Origin of the sequence: Rhodococcus sp. IEGM 1351, from assembly GCF_030056875.1 — a bacterium.
GTDB classification, from domain to species: Bacteria; Actinomycetota; Actinomycetes; order Mycobacteriales; family Mycobacteriaceae; genus Rhodococcus_F; species Rhodococcus_F opacus.
The window spans coordinates 1-22275 of sequence record NZ_JASHKU010000030.1 but is presented as its reverse complement, the minus strand read 5'-3'; the positions used below and the strand labels follow the sequence as shown (position 1 = coordinate 22275).

23 protein-coding genes are annotated in these 22275 nt (G+C 67.5%); 14 read left to right on the top strand and 9 right to left on the bottom strand.

Annotation, left to right across the window (positions count from 1 at the left end):
- Positions 1–894, top strand: a complete 894-nt coding sequence (gene pucL, locus QM806_RS34845) for a factor-independent urate hydroxylase (RefSeq protein WP_005566671.1) — start codon at positions 1–3, stop codon at positions 892–894.
- A gap of 10 nt (positions 895–904) precedes the next feature.
- Positions 905–2338 carry a nucleobase:cation symporter-2 family protein gene (locus QM806_RS34840; protein ID WP_005566673.1) on the top strand — a complete coding sequence of 478 codons (1434 nt, stop codon included), beginning with the start codon at positions 905–907 and terminating at the stop codon, positions 2336–2338.
- A gap of 45 nt (positions 2339–2383) precedes the next feature.
- Here the strand turns inward: QM806_RS34840 and QM806_RS34835 are convergent, their stop codons facing one another.
- From QM806_RS34835 to QM806_RS34825, 3 genes are read right to left on the bottom strand one after another with little or no spacing between them, the layout of a single operon-like run.
- Positions 2384–3661: a cation:proton antiporter gene (locus QM806_RS34835; RefSeq protein ID WP_005262594.1), complete on the bottom strand. Its 1278-nt coding sequence runs from the start codon at positions 3659–3661 to the stop codon at positions 2384–2386.
- On the bottom strand, positions 3658–4167 hold the full coding sequence (locus tag QM806_RS34830) for an O-acetyl-ADP-ribose deacetylase (RefSeq protein ID WP_054248790.1): 510 nt from the start codon (positions 4165–4167) through the stop codon (positions 3658–3660). Before QM806_RS34830 ends, QM806_RS34835 begins: the two co-directional genes overlap by 4 nt.
- A gap of 7 nt (positions 4168–4174) precedes the next feature.
- On the bottom strand, positions 4175–5365 hold the full coding sequence (locus QM806_RS34825; protein ID WP_120660595.1) for a benzoate/H(+) symporter BenE family transporter: 1191 nt from the start codon (positions 5363–5365) through the stop codon (positions 4175–4177).
- Positions 5366–5423: 58 nt separating this feature from the next.
- Between QM806_RS34825 and QM806_RS34820 the strand changes: the two genes are divergently transcribed.
- Positions 5424–5885, top strand: a complete 462-nt coding sequence (locus QM806_RS34820) for an acyl-CoA thioesterase (protein WP_120661434.1) — start codon at positions 5424–5426, stop codon at positions 5883–5885.
- Between the two features lie 22 nt (positions 5886–5907).
- Here QM806_RS34820 and QM806_RS34815 read toward each other — a convergent pair whose 3' ends face one another.
- On the bottom strand, positions 5908–6936 hold the full coding sequence (locus tag QM806_RS34815; protein ID WP_037206299.1) for a phosphotransferase family protein: 1029 nt from the start codon (positions 6934–6936) through the stop codon (positions 5908–5910).
- Between the two features lie 115 nt (positions 6937–7051).
- Between QM806_RS34815 and QM806_RS34810 the strand changes: the two genes are divergently transcribed.
- The 6 genes from QM806_RS34810 to QM806_RS34785 all read left to right on the top strand — a co-directional run bounded on the left by QM806_RS34810 (position 7052) and on the right by QM806_RS34785 (position 12945).
- Complete coding sequence (locus QM806_RS34810; RefSeq protein ID WP_005262604.1) at positions 7052–7420, top strand: DoxX family protein; 369 nt, start codon at positions 7052–7054, stop codon at positions 7418–7420.
- 243 nt (positions 7421–7663) lie between these two features.
- Complete coding sequence (gene pdhA / locus QM806_RS34805; protein ID WP_054248206.1) at positions 7664–8761, top strand: pyruvate dehydrogenase (acetyl-transferring) E1 component subunit alpha; 1098 nt, start codon at positions 7664–7666, stop codon at positions 8759–8761.
- Complete coding sequence (locus QM806_RS34800; protein ID WP_005262606.1) at positions 8758–9741, top strand: alpha-ketoacid dehydrogenase subunit beta; 984 nt, start codon at positions 8758–8760, stop codon at positions 9739–9741. The genes pdhA and QM806_RS34800 overlap by 4 nt, the downstream gene beginning before the upstream one ends.
- Before the next feature lie 30 nt (positions 9742–9771).
- On the top strand, positions 9772–11016 hold the full coding sequence (locus tag QM806_RS34795) for a dihydrolipoamide acetyltransferase family protein (RefSeq protein WP_054248205.1): 1245 nt from the start codon (positions 9772–9774) through the stop codon (positions 11014–11016).
- Between the two features lie 61 nt (positions 11017–11077).
- Positions 11078–12226, top strand: a complete 1149-nt coding sequence (locus QM806_RS34790; RefSeq protein ID WP_005566706.1) for an MFS transporter — start codon at positions 11078–11080, stop codon at positions 12224–12226.
- Positions 12227–12312: 86 nt separating this feature from the next.
- Positions 12313–12945, top strand: a complete 633-nt coding sequence (locus QM806_RS34785; protein ID WP_007300562.1) for a hypothetical protein — start codon at positions 12313–12315, stop codon at positions 12943–12945.
- 67 nt (positions 12946–13012) lie between these two features.
- Here the strand turns inward: QM806_RS34785 and QM806_RS34780 are convergent, their stop codons facing one another.
- From QM806_RS34780 to QM806_RS34770, 3 genes are read right to left on the bottom strand one after another with little or no spacing between them, the layout of a single operon-like run.
- The gene (locus QM806_RS34780; protein ID WP_005262614.1) at positions 13013–14437 is read right to left on the bottom strand and encodes an NAD(P)(+) transhydrogenase (Re/Si-specific) subunit beta; all 1425 of its coding nucleotides are present in this window, start codon (positions 14435–14437) and stop codon (positions 13013–13015) included.
- Positions 14437–14763, bottom strand: coding sequence for an NAD(P) transhydrogenase subunit alpha part 2 (locus QM806_RS34775; protein WP_009474267.1), 327 nt, complete (start codon positions 14761–14763; stop codon positions 14437–14439). Before QM806_RS34775 ends, QM806_RS34780 begins: the two co-directional genes overlap by 1 nt.
- A complete protein-coding gene (locus QM806_RS34770) occupies positions 14764–15876 on the bottom strand; it encodes a Re/Si-specific NAD(P)(+) transhydrogenase subunit alpha (protein WP_271213170.1) in 1113 nt (370 codons plus the stop codon). It lies immediately after the preceding gene.
- Positions 15877–16145: 269 nt separating this feature from the next.
- On the opposite strand from QM806_RS34770, the gene QM806_RS34765 reads away from it, so the two are divergent.
- Both QM806_RS34765 and QM806_RS34760 read left to right on the top strand, forming a co-directional pair.
- Positions 16146–16547 (top strand): DUF488 domain-containing protein, encoded by a 402-nt coding sequence (locus QM806_RS34765; RefSeq protein ID WP_005254155.1) that lies wholly within the window; start codon positions 16146–16148, stop codon positions 16545–16547.
- Positions 16544–16708, top strand: a complete 165-nt coding sequence (locus QM806_RS34760) for a hypothetical protein (RefSeq protein WP_164709606.1) — start codon at positions 16544–16546, stop codon at positions 16706–16708. The genes QM806_RS34765 and QM806_RS34760 overlap by 4 nt, the downstream gene beginning before the upstream one ends.
- 11 nt (positions 16709–16719) lie before the next feature.
- Here the strand turns inward: QM806_RS34760 and QM806_RS34755 are convergent, their stop codons facing one another.
- Positions 16720–18261, bottom strand: a complete 1542-nt coding sequence (locus tag QM806_RS34755) for an AMP-binding protein (protein WP_054248204.1) — start codon at positions 18259–18261, stop codon at positions 16720–16722.
- Positions 18262–18428: 167 nt separating this feature from the next.
- Here QM806_RS34755 and QM806_RS34750 point away from each other — a divergent pair, with 167 nt between their 5' ends.
- Positions 18429–19247 (top strand): maleylpyruvate isomerase family mycothiol-dependent enzyme, encoded by an 819-nt coding sequence (locus QM806_RS34750; protein ID WP_054248203.1) that lies wholly within the window; start codon positions 18429–18431, stop codon positions 19245–19247.
- 5 nt (positions 19248–19252) lie between these two features.
- A complete protein-coding gene (locus QM806_RS34745) occupies positions 19253–19936 on the top strand; it encodes a Type 1 glutamine amidotransferase-like domain-containing protein (protein ID WP_133984704.1) in 684 nt (227 codons plus the stop codon).
- Between the two features lie 26 nt (positions 19937–19962).
- On the opposite strand, the gene QM806_RS34740 is transcribed toward QM806_RS34745, so the two are convergent.
- Positions 19963–20292, bottom strand: coding sequence for a hypothetical protein (locus tag QM806_RS34740; protein ID WP_005254150.1), 330 nt, complete (start codon positions 20290–20292; stop codon positions 19963–19965).
- Positions 20293–20805: 513 nt separating this feature from the next.
- Between QM806_RS34740 and QM806_RS34735 the strand changes: the two genes are divergently transcribed.
- Entirely contained in the window at positions 20806–22179 is a 1374-nt protein-coding gene (locus QM806_RS34735) for an FAD-binding oxidoreductase (RefSeq protein ID WP_005566688.1), read from the top strand.
- Positions 22180–22275: the final 96 nt, after the last annotated feature.

Below are 22275 nucleotides of genomic sequence, written 5' to 3'. Positions count from 1 at the left end.
ATGAGCAAGATCGTGCTCGGCCAGAACCAGTACGGCAAGGCAGAAGTCCGGTTGGTCAAGATCACGCGGGACACGAAGCGACACGAGATCGAAGACGTCACCGTGACGTCGCAACTGCGCGGCGACCTCGACGCGGTGCACACCGAAGGCGACAACGCGCACGTCGTGGCCACGGACACCCAGAAGAACACGGTGTACGCGTTCGCCCGCGACGGCGTCGGCTCGATCGAGACGTTCGCCATGCGACTCGGTCAGCACTTCACCGGGGAATTCGAGTGGATCACCGGCGGCCGATGGGAGATCGAGCAGTACTCGTGGGCGCGGATCACTGTCGACGGCGAGGGCCACGACCATTCCTTCGTCCGATCGAGCGACGAACGGCGAAACACTGTGGTCACCATCGACGGCGACCGGACATGGATCGTGTCCGGGCTCAGCAACATGGTGGTGCTGAAGTCGACGGGCTCGGAGTTCCGGGGCTACCCGAAGGACAAGTACACCACCCTGCAGGAAACGTCCGACCGGATCCTCGCGACGTCGGTGAGTGCCCGGTGGCGGTACCTCACCACCGACGTCGACTTCGACAAGACCTTCGAGAACGTGCGGGCAGTCATGCTGGAGGCGTTCGCCACGACGCACTCGCTCGCGCTGCAGCAGTCCCTGTTCCAGATGGGTTCGGCGGTGCTCGAGGCGCACCCCGAGATCGCCGAGGTGAAGTTCTCGATGCCGAACAAACACCACTTCCTCGTCGACCTGGAACCGTTCGGACTCGACAACCCCGGCGAGGTGTTCTTCGCGGCCGACCGCCCCTACGGGTTGATCGAGGCGACCGTCGAGCGCGAGGACGCTCCCGACGCCGGCCGCGCCTGGGATTCCGTTCCCGGATTCTGCTAGGAGCGCGGCGATGAAACGGATCGGACACCGGGTTGCCGGAACTCCCGGACCCGAGGACGAGCGGTTGCCGCTCGGAAAGTCGTACGTCTACGGGTTGCAGCACATCCTGACGATGTACGGCGGCGTGATCGCGCCTCCCCTGATCGTCGGCGGCGCCGCCGGTCTGACCGGCGTCGAGATCGGGCTGCTCGTGTCGGCGGCATTGTTCGTCAGTGGCGCGGCCACACTGCTGCAGACCCTCGGCGTCCCCTATTTCGGGGCAAAACTTCCCCTGGTGCAGGGCATTTCCTTCGCCTCGGTGTCCACCATGGTGGCGGTGGCCAGCGGTCCGGGCGGACTGCGATCAGTGTTCGGAGCCATCATGGTCGCCGGCGTGATCGGCCTGTTGATCAGCCCGTTCTTCTGCAGGATCGTGCGCTACTTCCCGCCCGTCGTCACCGGGTCGATCATCACGGTCATCGGCATCTCCCTCCTGCCGGTCGCGGTGCGCTGGGCGATGGGCGGCAACGCCAAGGCCCCGGACTGGGGGTCGATGTCCAACATCGGGCTCGCCGGATTCAGCCTGTTCGTCGTGTTGCTGGTGAGCCGGCTGGTCCAGGGAACCCTGTCGCGGCTGTCCATCCTGATCGGCATCGTCGTGGGAACCCTGTTCGCCGCACTGATCGGCAAGGCCGACTTCGGCGCCGTCGGGAAGGGCGCGATCTTCGAACTGCCGCAGGTGTTCTCGTTCGGCACTCCCCTGTTCCAGATCGGCGCGATCATCTCGATGACCGTGGTGATCCTCGTGATCATGACCGAGACGACGGCCGACATCCTCGCGGTCGGCGAGATCGTGGAAACGAAGGTCGATGCTCGCCGGGTCGGCGACGGTCTCCGCGCCGACATGCTCGCCACCACCGTGGCACCGGTGTTCGGCACGTTCCCGGCCAGCGCGTTCGCTCAGAACGTCGGGCTCGTCGCGATCACCGGGATCAAGAGCCGATACGTTGTCGCGGCCGGCGGTTCGGTTCTGTTCGCTCTCGGACTGTTCCCCGTCCTGGGCCGGCTGGTGGCCTCCGTGCCGCTGCCCGTCCTCGGCGGTGCGGGGATCGTCCTCTTCGGTTCGGTAGCCGCGAGCGGAATCCGGACCCTGTCCAAGGTGTCGTACGACGGCAACCTCAACTTGGTGATCGTCGCGGTGGCCCTCGGATTCGGTGTGATACCGATCGCGGTGCCCGAGTTCTACTCGGCCTTCCCGGAATGGGTGCACATCGTCTTCGACTCGGGAATCAGCGCGGCCAGCATCGTCGCGGTGCTGCTCAACATCCTGTTCAACGAGATCAAGGCCGGCAACCGGCCCACTCCCTCGGTGGTCTCGGCGGCGCCGCCCGTCCTCGTCCACCCAGCCGAGGACTCGGAGCACCCGGCAGACACGGCGCGCACCTCCGCCGTGCGCAATGAGTAAACAGCCGGAACAGGCCACCCCTGGTCGAGCGGTGCAGTCGCGACGCTATCGGTCCGCGACTGCACCGCCTTCCCTGCGAAGATCGAGCAGGCGCATCACCCGCGTCGCACTCACCCCGTGGACGAGGACGGAGAGGACGACGGTGAAGGCCACCGTCGACCACAACCACTTCTCGTCGTCCACGCCGGCTTCCGCAGCGGCGTAGGCGAGATAGTAGATCGACCCGATTCCGCGAACCCCGAAGAATGCGGTGACCCGGCGCTCGGGGCCGGACATCTCCTCGCAGCCCAGCAGCGAAAGCCATCCCACCACCGGCCGGATGACGAACACGAGGGCTGCCGCGACGAGAACCCCGCCCCACGTCAGTCCGGTCAGCAGACCGGAAGTGAGTGCCACCCCCAGCAGGAGCAGGACGGCGAGGGTGAGCACGTGTTCCAGTTGTTCGATCAGGCTGTGCATCTCGGCGTGGTAGTCGTGGGCCCGCTCCGTCCGACGGATGGCGACGGCGCAGGCGAAGACGGCGAGAAAGCCGTATCCCCCGGCCAGTTCGGTGAGTCCGTAGACGGCGAACGTGGCGGCGAGCGCGAAGATGGGTTCGCTGCGTTCGGCCAGGCGCATGTGTGTGATCGGGAAGCGGAAGACCGCGCGGCCGAACAGATCACCGGCAATCCACCCCAGGGCTGCGCCGATGACGACCTTTCCGATCAGTTCCCAGGCCGCCCACTGCACGATCCACTGCTCGATCGGCCCTTTGCCGATCATGAACAGCGCCAGATACACGAATGGGAAGGCGAGAGCGTCGTTGAGCCCGGCCTCCGAGGTGAGCGCGAACCGGACCTCGTCGTCCTCCTGATGGGACTCGCCGCCCGACGTGGGACCTTCGACCTGCACGTCGGACGCCAGAACCGGGTCGGTGGGCGCGAGGACTGCCCCGAGCAGGATCGCGACGGCGGGGGTCAATGCCGCCACCCACCAGCCGAGCAGCGCGACAGCGGCGATACCGAGAGGCATCGCGATCAGCAGCAGACGCCACGTCGAATTCCACGTGCGCCAGCCCAGTGGTCTGTCGATCGCCAGTCCCACGCCCATCAAGGCGACGATGACGCAGGTTTCGCTCAAGTGTTCCGTCACGGCGGGATGCAGTGCCGGCGACAGGGTGTCCGTTCCCGACTCGCCGAGAAGCAGGCCGCCCCCCGCTCCGACCGCCAGGACGATCAGCGGCGCCGAGACGGCACGGTCCTGGAACAGGCGCGGAACGGTGGCGGCCAGCAGAAGAGCCAGTCCTGCCGTCAGATACGCGAGATCGGTGTTCAGCGCCGTCACCTCACCTCGCCGCGCAGCAGCGACGCCATCCGTGCGTCGAACGCCACGAACAGCACCCGGGGAATTCCGGCGTCCGACTCACGGACGGCACCGACCGCCTGCCGGACGGCGTCGTCCGCGGGCCAGCCGTACACCCCGGACGAGATCAGCGGGAACGCAACGGACAGGGCACCGAGGTCGGATGCCACCGCCAGGCTGGTGATGTAGGCGCTGCGCAGGGTGGCCGACCGATCGTCCGTAGCGGAATACACGGGGCCGACGGTGTGAATCACCCATCGGGCCGGCAACCGGCCCGCCGTCGTCGCGACCGCCTGTCCCGCCGGGAGACCGTCCTGGAACGTGGTGGCCCGCAGGTGCCTGCATTCGGCGAGGATCTCGGGTCCGCCGGCCCGGTGGATGGCGCCGTCCACTCCACCACCCCCGAGCAGTCCGGAGTTGGCGGCGTTGACGATCGCGTCGACCTCGACCGTCGTGATGTCACCGTGCACTACCTCGATGGTGGTCATCACCCCATTATCGCCGCGAACTCACCGCGACCCGCACGATCAATCCGGCGACCAGCGCCCAGAACGCGGACCCGATGCCGAGGATGCTCACCCCCGACGCGGCGATCAGGAAGGAGACGACGGCGCCTTCCCGTTCGCGGACGTCGTCGAGGGCGGAGGCCAGTGCCCCGCCCAGGGTGCCGAGGAGGGCGAGGCCGGCGACCGCCTCCACGACGCCCTCGGGGGCCGCGGCGATGAGCGTGGCCACCGCTGCGGAACACGCGGCGAGCACCAGGTAGGCCCAGCCTGCCGTGAAGGCCGCGACCCAGCGCTTCCTGGGATCGGGATGTGCGGACGGCGCGGCGGCGAGGGCGGCGCTGATGGCGGCGAGGTTGATGGCGTGACCACCCGCGGGCGCGCCCACCAGGGTCCCGACACCGGTCACCAGCATGGCCGGCCGCCACGGCACCCGGTAGCCGAAGGAATTCATGACGGCGGTCCCGGGGATGTTCTGGGACGCCATCGTCACGATGTACAGCGGGATCGCGATCCCGATCATCGCCTGCCACGTCCACGCCGGTGCCGTGACGTCGAGTCTCGGCAGGAGCGCGCTGGTGTCCAGTCCGTCGCTGCCGGAGGCGAGACCGATCGCGATCACCACTGCGGCAGCCGCGAACGCCGCCGGCACCGCCCACCGCGGCGAGTACCGCTGCAGAACCAGCCACACGAGAACCACGGGCGCGACGGCCAGCGGTGCGTCACGCAGCGCCAGTACCGGCGCCAGGCACAGCGGCAGCAGCACCCCCGCGAGCATCGCCTGCGCCAACGCCGGAGGGATGGCCGCGATGAGCCGCCCCAGCCGCGGCCACAGCCCAGTGAGAATCACCGCCGCCCCCACGACGACGAACGCCCCGACCGCGGCGGGCCAGCCGCCGCTCACCGTCCCCGCGCCGGCGAGGAGAGCGGCGCCCGGCGTCGACCACGCCAGCGTGATCGGCATGCGGTAGTGCCGCGACATCCACAACATGCCGAGCGCCTGCGTCACACACAGCGCCAGCAGTCCCGACGCGGCCTCGGCGGAATTCGCGCCCACCGCCGTCAATCCGGTGAGTACGACCGCGAACGAACTGGTGAAGCCCACCAGGGCGGTGACGATTCCGGCGCTGATCGGCTGGGCCGCGGAATCGGGTGAACGCACATCGCTGTCGGGCACAGACATAGGACGCGATTCTGCCCGACGCGTGGTCCCGGCGATCCGTGGCATTAGGGTCGGCACGGTGAAACACGACGACGCCCCCGCCTTGCCGACCGCCGCCGACTTCCCCGCCCTGTGGCCGGTGCCGACCCGCTGGGAGGACAACGACCACTACGGGCACGTCAACAACGTCACGTACTACTCGTACTTCGACACGGCCGTCAACGGCTGGCTGATCGCGACGACGGGCACCGACATCCGCGATCTGCCCGCCATCGGTGTGGTCGCCGAGACGTCCTGCAAGTACGTCAGCGAACTCACCTTCCCGGACCGTCTGCAGGTGGGGTTGTCCATCGAGAAGCTGGGCACCCGGAGCATCGTGTATGCGCTCGCGATCTTCCGCGAGAACGACGACGCGCTCGAACTCGCAGCTCTCGGCCGCTTCGTGCACGTGTACGTGGACGCGAAGACCCGCAGGCCGGTGCCGATTCCTGCCGAAATCCGGAGCGCTGCAACCCTTCTGGTGACACCGGACGACGTCTGAACGTCCGGCACCACCAGGGGGATCAGCGCAGTCCCTCGGCCTCCGCCGTGGCCACCGCCCGGGCGATGATGCCGTCGATCAGCGCGACCGTGGGCGCACCGGTCTCGGCCTTGTTCCGGGGGTCGTCGATCACCCGGCGCAGGACGCCTTCGGCGATGATCGCCAGCTTCCACAACGCCAGAACGTGCCAGTACCCCACCTGAGTGACATCGCGTTTCGTGTGGTGGACGTAGGCCTCCACGAGTTCGGCCCGGGTGGGGAATCCCTCCAGAGTGGAGGCGGGGAACGGTCCGGCGTCCGCGTCGCCCGCCTCGGGCCAGTAGGCCAGCAACGCGCCGACGTCGGCGAGGGGGTCGCCCAGCGTGCACAGTTCCCAGTCGACCACCGCGACCACCTCACCCTCCTCGGGCGAGGTGATGACGTTGCTCAGGTGAAAATCACCGTGCACCAACGACAGTTCGGTCTGCTCCGGCATGTTGCGCTCGAGTATGCCCGCCAGGTCCTCGATCGCCGGGACGTCACGGGTACGGGACTTCTCCCACTGATCCCTCCAGCGCTTCAACTGCCGTGCCGCGTAAGGCTTGTGGCTGGCCAGATCCTCCAGCCCGGCATCTTTGAGATCGACCGCATGGATCTTTGCGAGAGCCTTCGGCATCGCCAGCCCGACGGCATTCCTCTGCTCGGGTGTCAGCTTCTTCGCCACACCGACATTGTCGATCACCACCCCTGCGACATAGCTCATCAGCACGAGCGGCGCGTCCGTGACCTCCGGATCGTCGGTGAGCCCGAGGATCTTCGGCACCGGAACGTCGGATCCCTGGAGAGAGGACAGAATCCGGTGTTCGCGGACCACGTCGTGCGCCGACGCGAGCAGATGTCCGAGCGGTGGCCGCCGCAACACCCACCGACCACCACCCGCGTCACTGACCGCGTACGTGAGATTCGACTGACCGTTCCCGATCCTCTCGAAGCTCAGCGGCGCGATCGCCCCCACACCGAGTCCGGCAATCCACGCAGAAACGGCATCTTCGTTCAGCCCCACAGCATTCACGCGCTCGATGCTAACCGCTCGGAAGCCCGATGCGGAGGGAACCGGTCCGCGCCGCAGGTCGCGGCCCTAGGGTGGCAACAGTGAGGCCGATTCGGCCGGAACTGGAGGGACCGACGTGGAAGTTTTCCTCATCGTGTGCGGCGTGCTCCTCGCCGTGAGTGCCGTCGCCGTGAGCATTCCCAAGCTGAGACTGAAGGGAACCGCGTGGACGGGGTTGCAATCCCGGGGCCTGAGCAGGCAACAGGTCCGGCTGATCGGCGTGGCGGAACTCGCCGGCGGTGTCGGTGTTCTCGCCGGCCTCTACTGGACTCCCCTGGGAGTGATCTCGACGGTGGCGCTGCTGATTCTCCTCTTGTGCGCAATCGCCTTTCACGTCCGACACGGTGACTACGGCAACCCCGACACCCGGGCCGTCGCAATGCCCGCGGTCTACCTCGCGATGCTGGCCGTCCTCGCCTCGATCGGGTTCGTGTTCGCGGGGTGATCCGAGGTTCTCGGACCCTTGCAGCAACAACCTGGCGTCGGTGATGTCCGAATTGGTCATTAGACGCAGCATGACACCCTTGCCACCCCCAAAACTGGGCATTCTGCTCGACGTCAGCGGTGCCACTTGCGCACTTCGCGTTCTCGTGGATGCTGTGAAGTAGGACACACACTTGCCCTACCGCAGTACCCGTCTCCTACGGACCCACAAGGTTCACGGACTCGACAACACGAGGTGACCCCGATGGTCGACAAGATTGCCTATCCGGTCCAGCTCATCCAGCCGGACGGCCGACGGGTCTTCAGACCCGACTACACGAGCCTGGTCCGCGACATCGGACCCGAACAACTGCGCGGCCTCTACGAAGACCTCGTGGTCGCGCGTCGGATGGATGTCGAAGCGGTCGCGCTGCAACGCCAGGGCGAACTGGGACTCTGGGCTCCCCTGCTCGGGCAGGAAGCCGCACAGGTCGGCTCCGCCCGCGCCCTCCGCCCCGACGACTACGCGTTCATCAGCTACCGCGAACACGCCGTCGCCTACTGCCGGGGTGTGGACCCCGGGGTGATGACCCGCATGTGGCGGGGATGCGCCCATTCCGCGTGGGATCCGAGTTCCGTGAACGTGACGAATCCCGCGATCGTCGTCGGCTCCCAGGGGCTGCACGCCACCGGGTACGCCATGGGCGCCCACCTGGACGGCGCGGAGATCGCGACGATCGCCTACTTCGGCGACGGCGCCACCAGTCAGGGCGACCTCGCCGAGGCCCTCGGCTTCTCGATGAGCTACAACGCGCCGGTCGTATTCTTCTGCCAGAACAACCAGTTCGCGATCAGCGAACCGGTCCACCTGCAGAGTCCCGTCCCCATCGCGCAGCGCGCCGCCGGTTACGGCATGCCCGCCCTCCGGGTGGACGGCAACGACGTCCTCGCGGTCCTCGCGGTCACCCGCCAAGCCACTCAGCGGGCGCGCGAAGGCAGTGGGCCGACGTTCATCGAGGCCGTCACGTACCGGATGGGCCCCCACACCACGTCGGACGATCCCACCCGGTATCGGGCGGCGGCCGAGACCGAGGTCTGGAAGGCCCGCGACCCGATCGACCGGATGAGGCGCCTCCTCGACCGGGAAGGCCTGCTCGACGACACGTTCCTCGCCGAGGTGCAGGCCACCGCCGACGACGTCGCGGCGCGACTGCGGTCCGGGACCATCGATGCGCCCGATCCCCAGCCGCTCGATCTGTTCGAGCACGTGTATTCCACCGACCACCCACTCATCGAGGAGGAACGCGAGCAGTACGCCGCGTACCTCGCGGGCTTCGCCGGCATCGAGGAGGCACTGTCATGACCACCACCACGCTCTCGCTCGGCGCCGCACTCAACGCGGGCCTCCGACGCGCCCTCGAACACGACCGCAAGGTCGTGATCATGGGTGAGGACGTCGGACGCCTCGGCGGTGTCTTCCGCGTCACCGACACCCTGCAGAAGGATTTCGGCGACAACCGGGTCATCGACACCCCACTCGCCGAATCCGGCATCATCGGCGCCGCGTTCGGCATGGCCCTGCGCGGTTACCGGCCCGTCTGCGAGATCCAGTTCGACGGCTTCGTCTACCCCGCGTTCGACCAGATCGTGTCCCAGGTGGCCAAGATTCACTACCGCACACAGGGCCGGGTCACCGCGCCCCTCACGATCCGGATCCCGTACGGCGGCGGCATCGGTGCGGTCGAGCACCATTCGGAGTCGCCGGAGGCATACTTCGCCCACACCGCCGGACTGCGCGTCGTCACACCCAGCAACCCGGCGGACGCGTTCCACATGATCCAGCAGTCCGTCGCGGCGGACGACCCGGTGGTGTTCTTCGAACCGAAGCGGCGGTACTGGGACAAGGCCGAATTCGACGTGGACGCCGAACCGGACCTGCCGCTGCATCGGGCCCGGGTGGCCCGGGAGGGCACGGACGCCACCATCGTCGCGTACGGCTCCGTCGTGCCGACGGCCCTGTCGGCCGCGTCCATCGCCGCCGACGAGGGGCACTCCCTCGAGGTGATCGACCTGCGCTCCCTGTCGCCGATCGACTTCGACACCATCGAGGAGTCGGTACGCAAGACCGGAAGACTCGTCGTCGCGCACGAGGCGCCGACGTTCCTCGGCCTGGGCGCGGAGATCGCCGCCCGCATTTCCGAGCGGTGCTTCTACCAGCTGGACGCGCCCGTCCTGAGGGTCGGCGGATTCGACGTTCCGTATCCCCCGGCGAAGCTGGAACTGCACCATCTGCCGGACGCCGACCGCCTGCTCGACGCGGTCGATCGCAGCCTCGCGGCCTGATCGCACCCATCGGAGGAGAGGAGCCGTCCGTTGGCGCAGGAATTCCGCCTACCCGATCTCGGTGAGGGCCTGACGGAGGCCGAACTGGTCTCCTGGGCCGTCGAGGTGGGCCAGACCATCGAACTCAATCAGGTGATCGGAGAAGTCGAGACGGCGAAGGCGCTCGTCGAGTTGCCTTCGCCGTACGCGGGTGTCGTGGAGGAATTGCTGGTTTCGGCCGGTGCGACCGTGCCGGTCGGGACGCCGATCATCCGGATCGCGACGGATGCGGCCACCGAGGAACCTCCCACGCGCACGCCCGTTCTGGTGGGATACGGGCCCGAGGCCGCTGCCGAGAGCAAACGGGCCCGGCGGAAGCTGGTGACCGCTCCGGAAACCGGCACGCCCGGCCCGGACCGTCGGCGCCCCGACGCCTCGCCGGCAGCCCGGGTCGCCGCACGTGAACTCGGAGTCGACCTCGCCGTCGTCGCGGGGACGGGGCCGTCCGGTGCCGTCACCCGGACTGACGTGGAATCCCATGCGGGTTCGGTCGGGCAGGCGGTGCCGTCGACACCGGACTCGCCGGAGCCGTCGGAGCGCGAGACCCGCACCCCGATCCGCAGCATCCGGAAGCAGACCGCGGCGGCGATGGTCCGCAGCGCGTTCACCGCCCCGCACGTCACCGAATTCGTGACCGTCGACGTGACCCGGTCGGTGGAACTGCTCGAGCGCCTGCGGGACCTCCCCGCATTCGAAGGATTGTCGGTGACACCGCTGAGTCTGGTGGCGAAGGCGATGATCGTCGCGTTGCGGGAGAACCCCAGCCTCAACGCGTCGTGGGACGAGGAGAACCAGGAGATCGTCACCAAGCACTACGTCAATCTCGGCATCGCCGCGGCCACACCCCGCGGTCTGGTCGTCCCGAACATCAAGGAGGCGCAGTCGCTGAGTCTGCTCGAACTGTGCCGCGCGATCACCGAACTGACCGCGACCGCGCGCAGCGGCAGAGCCGAACCCGCGCAGCTCACCGGCGGGACGGTGTCGATCACCAACGTCGGAGTGTTCGGTGTCGACGCGGGCACGCCGATCCTCAACCCCGGCGAATCGGCCGTCCTGTGCCTGGGCAGCGTCACCAGGCGACCGTGGGTGCACGAGGACGATCTCGCGGTGCGGTGGGTCACCACCCTGAGCGTGTCGTTCGATCACCGAGTGGTCGACGGCGAGCAGGGGTCGAGGTTCCTGTCGTCCGTCGCGGCGATGCTGCACGATCCCGCCTCACTGCTCGCGCACCTCTGATCCTCGGTACGTTTGGTCGGTGAGTACTTCCCGAGCGTCCGCGGTCGACACCCGCGCACCAGTGGACGAGCCGCTCCGCCGGGCTCGTGCGGGAACGTTCGGAATCTTCGGGATCAACGGGTTCCTGCTCGGCATGTGGGTCGTGCACATTCCGGCGATCGAGGATCGGACCGGTATCAGCCACTCCACGCTGGGTTCGCTGCTGCTCCTGCTGGCGGTCGGTGCGATCGGCGGCATGCAGGTCAGCGGTCCGCTGGCCGACCGATTCGGCAGCAGGCGGATGGTGATCATCGCCGGACTCGTACTGTCGGCCGCCACCGTGGGTCCCGGGCTGGCCTCCGCGGCCTGGCAACTCGGTCTCGCCCTGCTCGTGTTCGGCTTCGCGAACGGCGCACTGGACGTGTCGATGAACTCGCAGGCCGTCGAAGTCGAGCAGCGGTACGGGCGGCCGATCATGTCGGCGTTCCACGCCCTGTTCTCCGTGGGCGGGGTGGCAGGATCGCTGCTCGGGGCCGCGACGCTCGCCGCCGGATGGGCACCCGTGACGGCGCTGCTGGTCGCCGGCGGTGTCGGGGTCGTCACCGTCGCCGCGGGCTCGCGGTGGCTGATGGCCGACCGTCCCCGCTCTCGGCACGACACCGCTCCCGCCGAGAAGGCACAGGGCCGGCTGTCCACGCGGGTCCTCGCACTCGGTGGCATCGCCTTCGTCCTCATGCTGTCGGAAGGGGTCGCGAACGACTGGAGCACCCTGCAGGTCAAGGAGCACCTCGGAACGTCCGATTCCGTCGCCGCCCTCGCGTTCGGAGCGTTCTCGGTGATGATGACGGTGGGCCGGTTCACCGCGGATCGCGTGAGCGGCGCGCTCGGTCCCGTCGCCGTCGTCCGCTACGGCACCCTGATCGCGGCCGTCGGAATGCTGCTCGTCGTCGTCTCGGGACTGCTCCCGCTCACCATCCTGGGCTGGGCGCTGTTCGGCCTGGGATTGTCGGGCTGCGTGCCGCAGATCTTCACCGCCGCGGGCAACCTCGGCGCGGGTTCCGCGGGCACCAACATGTCCCGTGTGGTCGGGCTGGGGTACGTCGGATTCCTCGCCGGCCCGGCCACCATCGGCTGGATCACCCAGGTGGTTCCGCTGACCGTCGCGATGGTGGTGCCGCTGACCTGCGTGCTGGTGGCGGCCACGTTCGCGGGGGCGGTCCGGCGCACCTGACACGTTCGCCGCACGAACAGGACCGTTCACCGACCTCACAGCGGCCTCTCATCGATCGTTCAGCGTCGGTTGGCACACTGTGTGGCGTGACCGAATCGACTAGCAGGCTGCGTCGCAGTGTTCGTCGCCTCGCCTTCGCCGCGGCGGGTGTGGTGGCACTGTGCGCGCTCTACCTCATCCGCCCCGAATCGTCGGGTCTCGTCCTCCCGGAGGCACTCCGACCCGTCGCCGAACCTGTGATCCAGGCGATCGACGTCACCACGGTGCTCGCAGCGACCGTGGTCCTCGCCATCGTCGCGGCGATGCGAAAACTTTCGTACGGCATGGGTGCGGTACTGCTGCTGTGTATCGGCGCGAACCTCACCAGTGCCGCAGTCCGGGCGTGGGAATCGGATGCGCCGTCGGTGCTCCTGCCGAGCGGGCACGTCGTCGCCGTCACCGCGCTGTACGGTTCGGCGCTGCTGGTGTCGGCACCGCGGTTCCGGCCCGTCATCGCGGGCCTGGGTTTCGCCGTCGTCCTCGGTGTCGCGGGGGCCGCCGCGCTGGTCGAACCCGTCGGCATCTTCGGCCTCGCGGCCGGCCTGATCATCTTGGCGATCTGGTGGACACTGGCGTCCACCCTGATGCTCTACTCCCCCGTGGCCGCCGAGCGTGAAGAGCGACGGCCCGACACGGCGGCTATCGCCTTCTCCCGGCACCGCGGCAGTCTGCGCCTCTGAGGCGCTTCGCGCCCGTGCGCCTTTCTGGTAGTTGGCGCTACCACAAAGGCGCACGGGCCCGGAGGGCCTACAGGGCCTTGAGTTCCTCGGTGACCTCGGCGACCGACTTCTTCGCGTCCCCGAACAGCATGGAGGTGGTGTCGGCAAAGAACAGCGGGTTGTCGATGCCGGCGAACCCGGAGTTCATCGACCGCTTCAGCACGATCACCGACTTCGACTGATCCACATTCAGGATCGGCATCCCGTGGATCGGCGACGACGGATCGTTGCGGGCGGCGGGGTTGGTGACATCGTTCGCACCGATCACCAGGGTGACATCGGTGCGGGCGAACTCGTCGTTGATGTCGTCCATTTCCTTCATCGCGTCGTACTCGACGTCGGCCTCGGCCAACAGCACGTTCATGTGCCCGGGCATCCGGCCCGCCACCGGGTGGATGGCGTACTTGACCTCGACGCCCTTCGATTCGAGCAGCTTGGCCATGTCCTTGACCGCGTGCTGGGCCTGCGCGACGGCCAACCCGTAGCCGGGGACCACGATCACCTGGTTGGCGTACGCCATCTGGATCGCCGCATCCGCCGCCGAGGTGGACTTCGCCGTCTTCACGGTCCCGTCCCCGACCGCCGCCGCGACACCGCCGCCACCGAACCCGCCGGCCACGATCGCCGGGATGGACCGGTTCATCGCCTTCGCCATCAGATTCGTCAGGATCGAACCCGACGCACCGACGATCATGCCGGCCACGATCATCGCCTGATTGTTCAAAGCCAGGCCGGCGGCCGCGGCGGACAGACCGGTCAACGCGTTCAGCAGCGAGATGACGACGGGCATGTCGGCGCCGCCGATCGGCAGCACCACCATCAACCCGAGCACCGCCGCCAGCACCAGCACACCCACGATCCACCACTGCGACGTGGGTCCGGTCGGCTCGATCGCCTTGATCCCGATGATCACCGCCAATGCGACGGCCCCGATCAGCAGCACCGCATTCAGGGGCTGCTGCAGCTTGCCGATGCCGATCGGCCGGCCCGGCAGGGTTTCCTGCAGCTTCAGGAACGCGATCACCGAACCCCAGAAGGAGATCGACCCGATGATCGCCGCGAACAGCGACGCGATGACGATGTGCACCGTCGGCGACTCACCGTGCTGGAAGGCGGTGAACCCGTCCGAGTCCAGGAACTCGGCGTACGCGATCAGCGCGACCGTGCCGCCACCGACACCGTTGAACAGGGCCACCAGCTGCGGCATCGCGGTCATCTTCGTCCGCAACGCCGGCGGCACCCCCAGGATCACACCGATCACCAGACCGGCGACGATCAGTACCCAGTTGGAGGTGTCCCGGATCGCGATCAACGTCGCGACCACCGCGACACCCATCCCGACCGCGGCGATCTGGTTACCGCGGACCGCGGTCTTCGGGCCGGTCAGGCCCATCAGACCGTAGATGAACATCGCGAACGCCACGATGTACAGAACGTTGACCAAATATTCCATTACCGGTCCCCACCCTTCTCAGCAGCAACAGGGGCGGTGGGCTTGGACTTGAACATCGCCAGCATCCGGTCGGTGACCACGAAACCACCGACCACGTTGATCGTTCCGAACACCAGGGCCACGAACAGGATCACCTGCAGACCCCACGGCGGGTTGTCGACCTTGCCCAACACCACCAGCGCACCGAGCACGACGATGCCGTGAATGGCGTTCGTGCCCGACATCAACGGGGTATGCAACGTGTTCGGGACCTTCGAGATCACCGCGAACCCCACGAACCCGGACAACACCAGGATCGCGATGTTCGCCAACAATTCGGTATACATCTAGGACACACCCTCCTCACGGGTGACGCAGGACGCGGCGAGGACCTCGTCCGAGAAATCCGGGGCCAACGCCCCGTCGACGAGCATCAACTCGAGCAACGCGGAGATGTTCTTCGAGTACAGCTCCGAGGCGTGCTCGGGCATGCTGGCGGGCAGGTTCAGCGGCGAGCAGATCGTCACCCCGTGCTTGACCACGGTCTGACCGGGCTCGGTGAGCTCGCAGTTACCGCCGGTCTCCCCGGCCAGGTCGACCACCACGGAGCCGGGCTTCATGCCCTCCACCGCGGCCGCGGTCACCAACCGCGGCGCCGGACGGCCCGGAACCAGGGCGGTGGTAATGACCACGTCGAAGCCCTTGATCGCGTCCTCGAGCGCCTGCTGCTGCTGCGCCCGCTCCGCCTCGGTCAGCTCGCGGGCGTACCCGCCCTCACCGGCGGCGTCGATCCCCAGATCGAGCCACTGCGCACCGACCGAGCGAACCTGGTCGGCGACCTCCGGGCGCACGTCGTAACCGGTGGCCCGGCCACCGAGACGCTTCGCCGTCGCCAACGCCTGCAGACCGGCGACACCGACACCGAGCACCAGCACCGTCGCCGGCTTGACCGTGCCGGCGGCGGTGGTGAGCATCGGGAAGAACCGGGTCGACTCCGACGCCGCGAGCAGCACCGACTTGTACCCGGACACGTTCGCCTGCGACGACAACGCATCCATCACCTGGGCGCGGGAAATCCGCGGGATCGCCTCCACCGCGAACGCCTGCACCCCGGCAGACTTCAGCGCGGCGACCTGATTGTCCTGGTTGCGGGGGGCGAGGAACCCGATCAGGGTCTGCCCGGCATGCAACCGGCCCACTTCCTCGTCCGACGGCGGCGCAACCTTGACGACCACGTCCGCCGACCACGGGTCGGCGATCTTCGCCCCCACCTCGGTGTACAACTCGTCCGGGATCAGCGCGCCCAAACCGGCACCCGACTCGACCACCACGTCGACGCCCTTGGCGATCAACGACGCCACGATCTTCGGCACCAACGCCACCCGACGCTCACCGTCGTTCGACTCCCGAACGACGCCGACCGTCGGGCGCGCAGTGGACGCGCTCTGCGATGTATCCATGTATCGACTTCCTGCGGTAGATGGTGTGTGTGCCGCGACGAGCGGCGATCAACCGATGATGAGCGGAAATATTTCCCCCGACTCGACTGAGTTAGCTGATAGTAGCCAGAGAATGCGTGACGTAGGGAACAGAGAAGTCCGTGGGTAGGCGTCTGAATCGAGTCCGAACAGTCGTTCTCACAGATCTTTCTGCTCGTTTGTGAACCCGGTCACAGGGCGTTTGGTCGTAGTCTGACGGTAGGCAGCCGCAAGGAAGCGGAGGTTCGGCCATGAGCACATCGAAGGAACGGAGCGCGGAGGACGTCACCGCGGATCCACCGGTCGTCGTCGAGCGGGTCTACGACCATCCGACCGAGGGCGACGGACTCCGACTGTTCGTGGACCGGCTCTGGCCGCGGGGGCTCCGCAAGGACGCGTTCCATTTCGACGACTGGGCCAAGGACCTCGCGCCGTCGACGGAGCTGCGTCACTGGTACTCGCACGACGTCGCCGCATTCAGCGAGTTCCGCGAGCGGTACGTCCACGAGCTCGACTCGCCGAGCGGACGGAAGGCTGTCGCGCGGGTGCAGGAACTCGCGCAGGGGCGGCCGATCGTTCTCCTGACCGCGACGAAGGACGTCAGTCACAGTCACGCCGAGGTGCTCGCCGAATACATGCTGGAACGGTTGTGACCACCCACCGCGACGAGGCCCCGCCCATCACCGACCCGGACGACGACCTCGGCGGCGATCCCGTCTGCTGGCTCGACCGCGTGTGCCCCGACTGCGGGTTGTTCCTCACCGATCACACCGCGAGCACCTGCCCGCGCTGCGGTTCGGCGCGGGACAGGTGACGTGCGGGAATTCAGCCGGCGTTCAGGTACCGGGCACGAAGTTTGTGCTTGACGAGTTTGCCCGTGGGGGTGCGCGGCAGGTCGTCGGAAAAGTCGATGCTGCGCGGCGCCTTGAAGTGACTCACCCGGTCGCGGACGTAGTCGAGTAACTCGCGGGCGACGGCATCGGACGGTTCCACCCCTTCGACGAGTTGCACGACGGCTTTGACCTGTTCGCCCATCTCCTCGTCGGGCACGCCGATGACCGCGACATCGAACACCTTGGGATGCATGGTGAGGACGTTCTCCGACTCCTGCGGGTAGATGTTCACCCCGCCCGAGATGATCATGAACGCGGCGCGGTCGGTGAGGTAGAGGAAGCGGTCGGAGTCGATGTACCCGATGTCGCCGCTCGTGGTCCAGGTCGGATGGTCGGGGTGCGTCGCGGATTCGGTCTTGGCCGGGTCGTTGTGATACTCGAACGGCCGTTCCTCCCTCTCCCAGTAGACGGTTCCGATGTCACCGACGGGTACGTCCGCACCGTTGTCGTCGCAGATGTGCACGATGCCCATGACCCCGTCGTGGCCCACCGATCCCGGCTTGGCAAGGGCCTGGGCGCTGTCGATGAACGTGGCACCGGCACCCTCCGTGGACGCGTAGTACTCGTGGATCACCGGGCCCCACCACTCGATCATCGAGAGTTTCACGTCGGGCGGGCACGGTGCCGCCGCGTGAATGGCCACCTTCAGACTCGACACGTCGAATTTGTCGCGAACGTCTTTCGGCAGCTTGAGCATCCGGACGAACATCGTCGGCACCCACTGGCTGTGGGTCACCCGGTATTCCTCGATGAGCCGCAGCGATTCCTCGGCGTCGAAGCGGTCCATCAGGACGATCGTGCCGCCGACGGAGGTGATGGTGCCGCAGAAGCGCAGCGGCGCTGCGTGATACAGGGGTGCGGGACACAGATAGACGGTGTCGGAATCGAATCCGTACATCGGGGCGAACACCGCGGTGTACGGATCCATCGTGGTGTCCACTTCGCCTTCGGGTAGAGCGGGTTTGATCCCCTTGGGCCTGCCGGTGGTGCCCGACGAATACAGCATGTCCTGCCCGCGGGGCTGCGAATCGAGCGGTTCGGCCGACTGCGCCTCCACGGCGTCGTCGTAGCTGTCGAATCCGTCGAGCACGCCGCCGTACACGAGACGGTGCCGGACGCGGGGAAGCTGATTCGGGTCGCGCGGCACGGCGCCGCCCGCGTCGGCGGACACGATGAGCACCTCGGCTCCGCAGTCGTCCACGACGTAACCGGCTTCCTCCGGGGTGAGGTGCCAGTTCACCACTGTGATGTACAGCCCGGATCGCAGCGCCGCCCAGTACACCTCGAGGACCCGGAGATCGTTGCTCGACACGAGCGCCAGGTGGTCGCCGACTTTCAGGCCGAGCGAGCGCAGGTGCCGTGCGAGGCGGGTGGACCGCTCGTCCAACTCCCGGTAGGTCAGCCGCTCCCCCGTCGAGGGACGAATGACAGCGGGCTTGTCCGGGGTGGTCGCCACGAAGTTTCCAGGGAACATCCGCACTCCTTTTGTTAATGGAGATTCTCACCATCGGTCTACCACACCGAACCCGGGACGGGGAGACCTTCGACGCCGTCACCGGCGCATTCGTCCGCCCGCGGCGAAAACGCTCGGACGCTCCGTCGGGAGGTCCTAGAGTTGAGGCAAAAGGAGGCGTACCACCCGTGAATGCCCTGCAGAAGGAACCGATCCTCGACGCATTGTTCGAGGAGTGGGATGTACTCGACGAGGTGCTGTCCTCGTTGTCCGGCGACGCGTGGTTCACGCCCACCGCGCTGCCCGGGTGGACCGTCCACGACGTGACCGCGCATCTCATCGGCACCGAGTCACTGCTTGCCGGAATCTCCGCACCGCACACCAGCATCGACGTCCGCGGCCTCGCGCACGTGCGCAACGAGATCGGGGCGTTCAACGAAGAGTGGGTCGAGGGCCTGCGGGGCTGCTCCGGCCCCGAGATGCTCGAGCGTTTCCGGGCGATCGTGGCCCGCAGGCGGTCGGAGCTGAGCGAGATGACCGACGAGGAGTTCGAGGCCGAGACCACCACACCGGTCGGTCCGGCGCCCTACCTCCGGTTCATGCGCATCCGCGTGTTCGACTGCTGGATGCACGAGCTCGACCTGCGCGACTCCCTCGCGCTGCCCGGCAACGAGGGAGGCCTGCGCGCGGAGACCGCGTTCGAGGAGATCGCGGGCGCTGTCGCGTTCCTCGTCGGCAAGCGCGGCAAGGCCCCGGACGGGTCGAGGATCACCCTGGAGCTGACGGGACCGCTCGCGCGCAACATTCACGTCGCCGTCGACGGCAGAGCCTCGGTGGTCGACGAACTACCGTCCGAGGCCACCACGACCGTGACCGTCGACTCCCGACTCTTCACCCGGTTGGCGGGCGGCCGGACGACCGCGGCGGATCACCGCGACGAGATCGCATTGAGCGGCGACACCGCCGTGGGCAAGAGGATCGTCGACAACCTCGCGTTCACGATCTGACCGCGGTGCGCCTGTTCCTGTCCTCGTATCGGTTCGGTGCGGATCCCGCGCCTCTGCTGTCGCTGGTCGGCCGTCCGGGGCGCGTGGGGGTGATTGCCGCGGCCGCGGACGCGTGGCCACGGACGGCGCGGAAGTCCGCGGTCGTGAGTGACGTGATGCCGCTGACGCGGCTGGGCTTCACCCCGGAGGAGGTGGATCTGCGCGACTACATCGGCAGCGACGGGCGCGCGCGGTCCGCCGCGCTGAAGGAGCGGCTGGAGGGGTTCGGCATGCTGTGGGTGCGCGGCGGGAACACGTTCGTGTTGCGCGCGCAGATGGCCCGGAGTGGGGCGGACCGGGTGATCCCGGAACTACTGCTGAGCGATTCGCTGGTGTACGCCGGCTACAGCGCGGGGGCGTGTGTGATGACACCGACGCTGCACGGCCTCGACTCCTCCGATGACCCGGCGGAGGTGGTCGCAACCTGCGGCATGGAGCCGCTCTGGGACGGCCTGGGCGTGGTGAGCTTCGCGATCGTGCCCCATCACGCGCCTGCGGAGCTTCCAGGGGCCGAAGACGCCGTGCCCCTGGAGGACGCGGCCGCCGTTCGGCGCACTGTCAACGCTTTGAGGCTCGCCGGCATCGAGTACCGCACCTTGACGGACGATCAGGCGATCGTCGTGAACGGAGATCGAACCGAACTCGTGTGACGACGGCGAGTGCGGCGGGAAGGCCTTCAGCCGAAGACGGCTACCGGCACGGACGGAGCGAACGGGGCGACGCGGTCGAGTGCGGCCCAGGTGACCTCGCAGCGCTTGGCGGTGACTTCGTCCGCGTCGGCGAGGAGCGTGTTCAGGAGGGTCTTCGGGTTCAGGCGCCATTCCTGCACCATGGACCGAACTTCCTCGTTGGTGAACAACCCCGAACCGGCCAGTGCGAAGATCCATTCGTCGAACTCGCCACGGTGGATCTGTTCGATGGAATCGTAGTCGATGCCACCGTCGAGGAACTCGTACGAGAACATCGCGGAGATGTAGCTGCTGGGATCTCGGTGGAGTGCATTCATCGGTGCGGGTCCTTCCAGGGTCGGTGCGGCAAAACCCGGCCCCAACCGTGTTCTAGCTCACATTTCGTGAGAATCTCCGTTTGGGTGTAACGCCTCGCCGGTGTTTGACGATGCAAGACGCTAACCCGTAGAAGTGAGTTTTTGCATTGCCTGGTCGATACGATCCGGTAACAGAGTGACGAATGTGACCTCTGTTACACCCGATTCGTCCGGTTCCACGCGGTTCAGGGGGCGCCCCTACCTGCATTTTCTCCCCCGGACCCGGTTGCATACCCCACCGCCGGGACCCCGGAAAAAATTCACCCCCCTGATCCCACATCGTGAGACTCCTACGCGTAAGTAACTAACAGATGGACTATTGGGGTCTCGCTTCCAGGCCGAACGTCCAGGTTGGAGCGATATCCGAACAATCGGGTCGGAATCGGTTCAGTTGGACGCCTGACCAATTCGAGGACACCCGTGGCCCGCTGGGTTACCGTCGGGGCCTCCGACACCCGCATTTCAGGAGTCACGATGACGGTCACCGACGACGTACTCGCGACGCTCGCCGCCGCGCTCCCCCAGGGATGCCTCGTCACCGATCCGGACATCCTGGTCTCCTACCGCCAGGACTGGGCGCGCGATCCCGACGCCGTCCTCCCCCTCGCCGTCGCCCGTCCGACGACCACCGAGGAAGTCCAGGTGGTGATGCGCTGGGCGACCGAGCACCGGGTACCGGTGATCCCGCGCGGTGCGGGATCCGGGCTCAGCGGCGGCGCCACCGCCGTGGCGGGCTGCGTGGTGGTCAGCACCGAGCGAATGCGCCGGATCGAGGTGGACCCGGTGACGCGGATCGCCGTCGTCGAACCGGGACTGCTCAACGCGGAGGTCAAGGCCGCGGCCGCCGAGCACGGGCTCTGGTATCCACCGGATCCGTCGTCGTTCGAGATGTGCTCGATCGGCGGCAACGTCGCGACCAACGCCGGTGGCCTGTGCTGCGTCAAGTACGGCGTCACCACCGACTACGTCCTCGCACTGCGCGTCGTTCTCGCGGACGGGACGGACGTGCGCCTGGGCGGGCCGCGACTGAAGGACGTGGCAGGCCTGTCGCTGACCAAGCTGTTCGTCGGGAGCGAGGGAACTCTCGGCATCGTCACGGAGGCGACGCTGAGGCTGATCCCGGCCCAGCCGCCGTCGAGCACCCTCGTCGCGTCGTTCGCCTCCGTCCAGGCCGCCGCCGACACCGTCCTGGCCATCACCCGCACGCTGCGGCCGTCGATGCTCGAATTCATGGACCGCACCTCCATCGGCGCCGTCGAGGACGCGCTGAAGATGGGCCTGGACCGGACGGCGGAGGCGATGCTCATCGCGCGTTCGGACGCGCCCGGTGCGATTGCGGCCGAAGAGATTTCCGTGATGGCGGACGCCTGCACGGCGAGCGGCGCGTCCGAGGTCTTCACCACCGACGACCCAGACGAGGGCGAAGCCTTCGCCGCGGCAAGACGATTCGCCATCCCCGCGGTCGAGCGTCTCGGCAGCCTGCTCCTCGAGGATGTCGGGGTCCCGCTCCCGAAACTTCCTGCGCTGGTGGAGGGAATCGCGGCGATCTCCCGCGAGCGTGACGTGATGGTCGCGGTGATCGCGCACGCCGGCGACGGAAACACGCACCCGCTCATCGTGTTCGACCCCGAGGACGCCGCGATGGCCGAGCGTGCTCACCTCGCCTTCGGCGAGATCATGGACCTCGCACTCTCTCTCGGCGGCACGATCACCGGCGAGCACGGCGTCGGCCGGCTGAAGAAGGCCTGGCTGCCCGACCAGTTGGGCGAGGACGTCATGGAATTGACGCAGCGGATCAAGAACGCACTGGACCCGCTGGGGATCCTCAACCCCGGAGCGATCCTGTAGCTACTCGGGCCGGGTGCGATACCCAATGGTTACCCTAGGGGCCCTATTGCCTCACGTCAAGATGCGCGCGAAGTCTGATTCGTTGACTCATTCGAG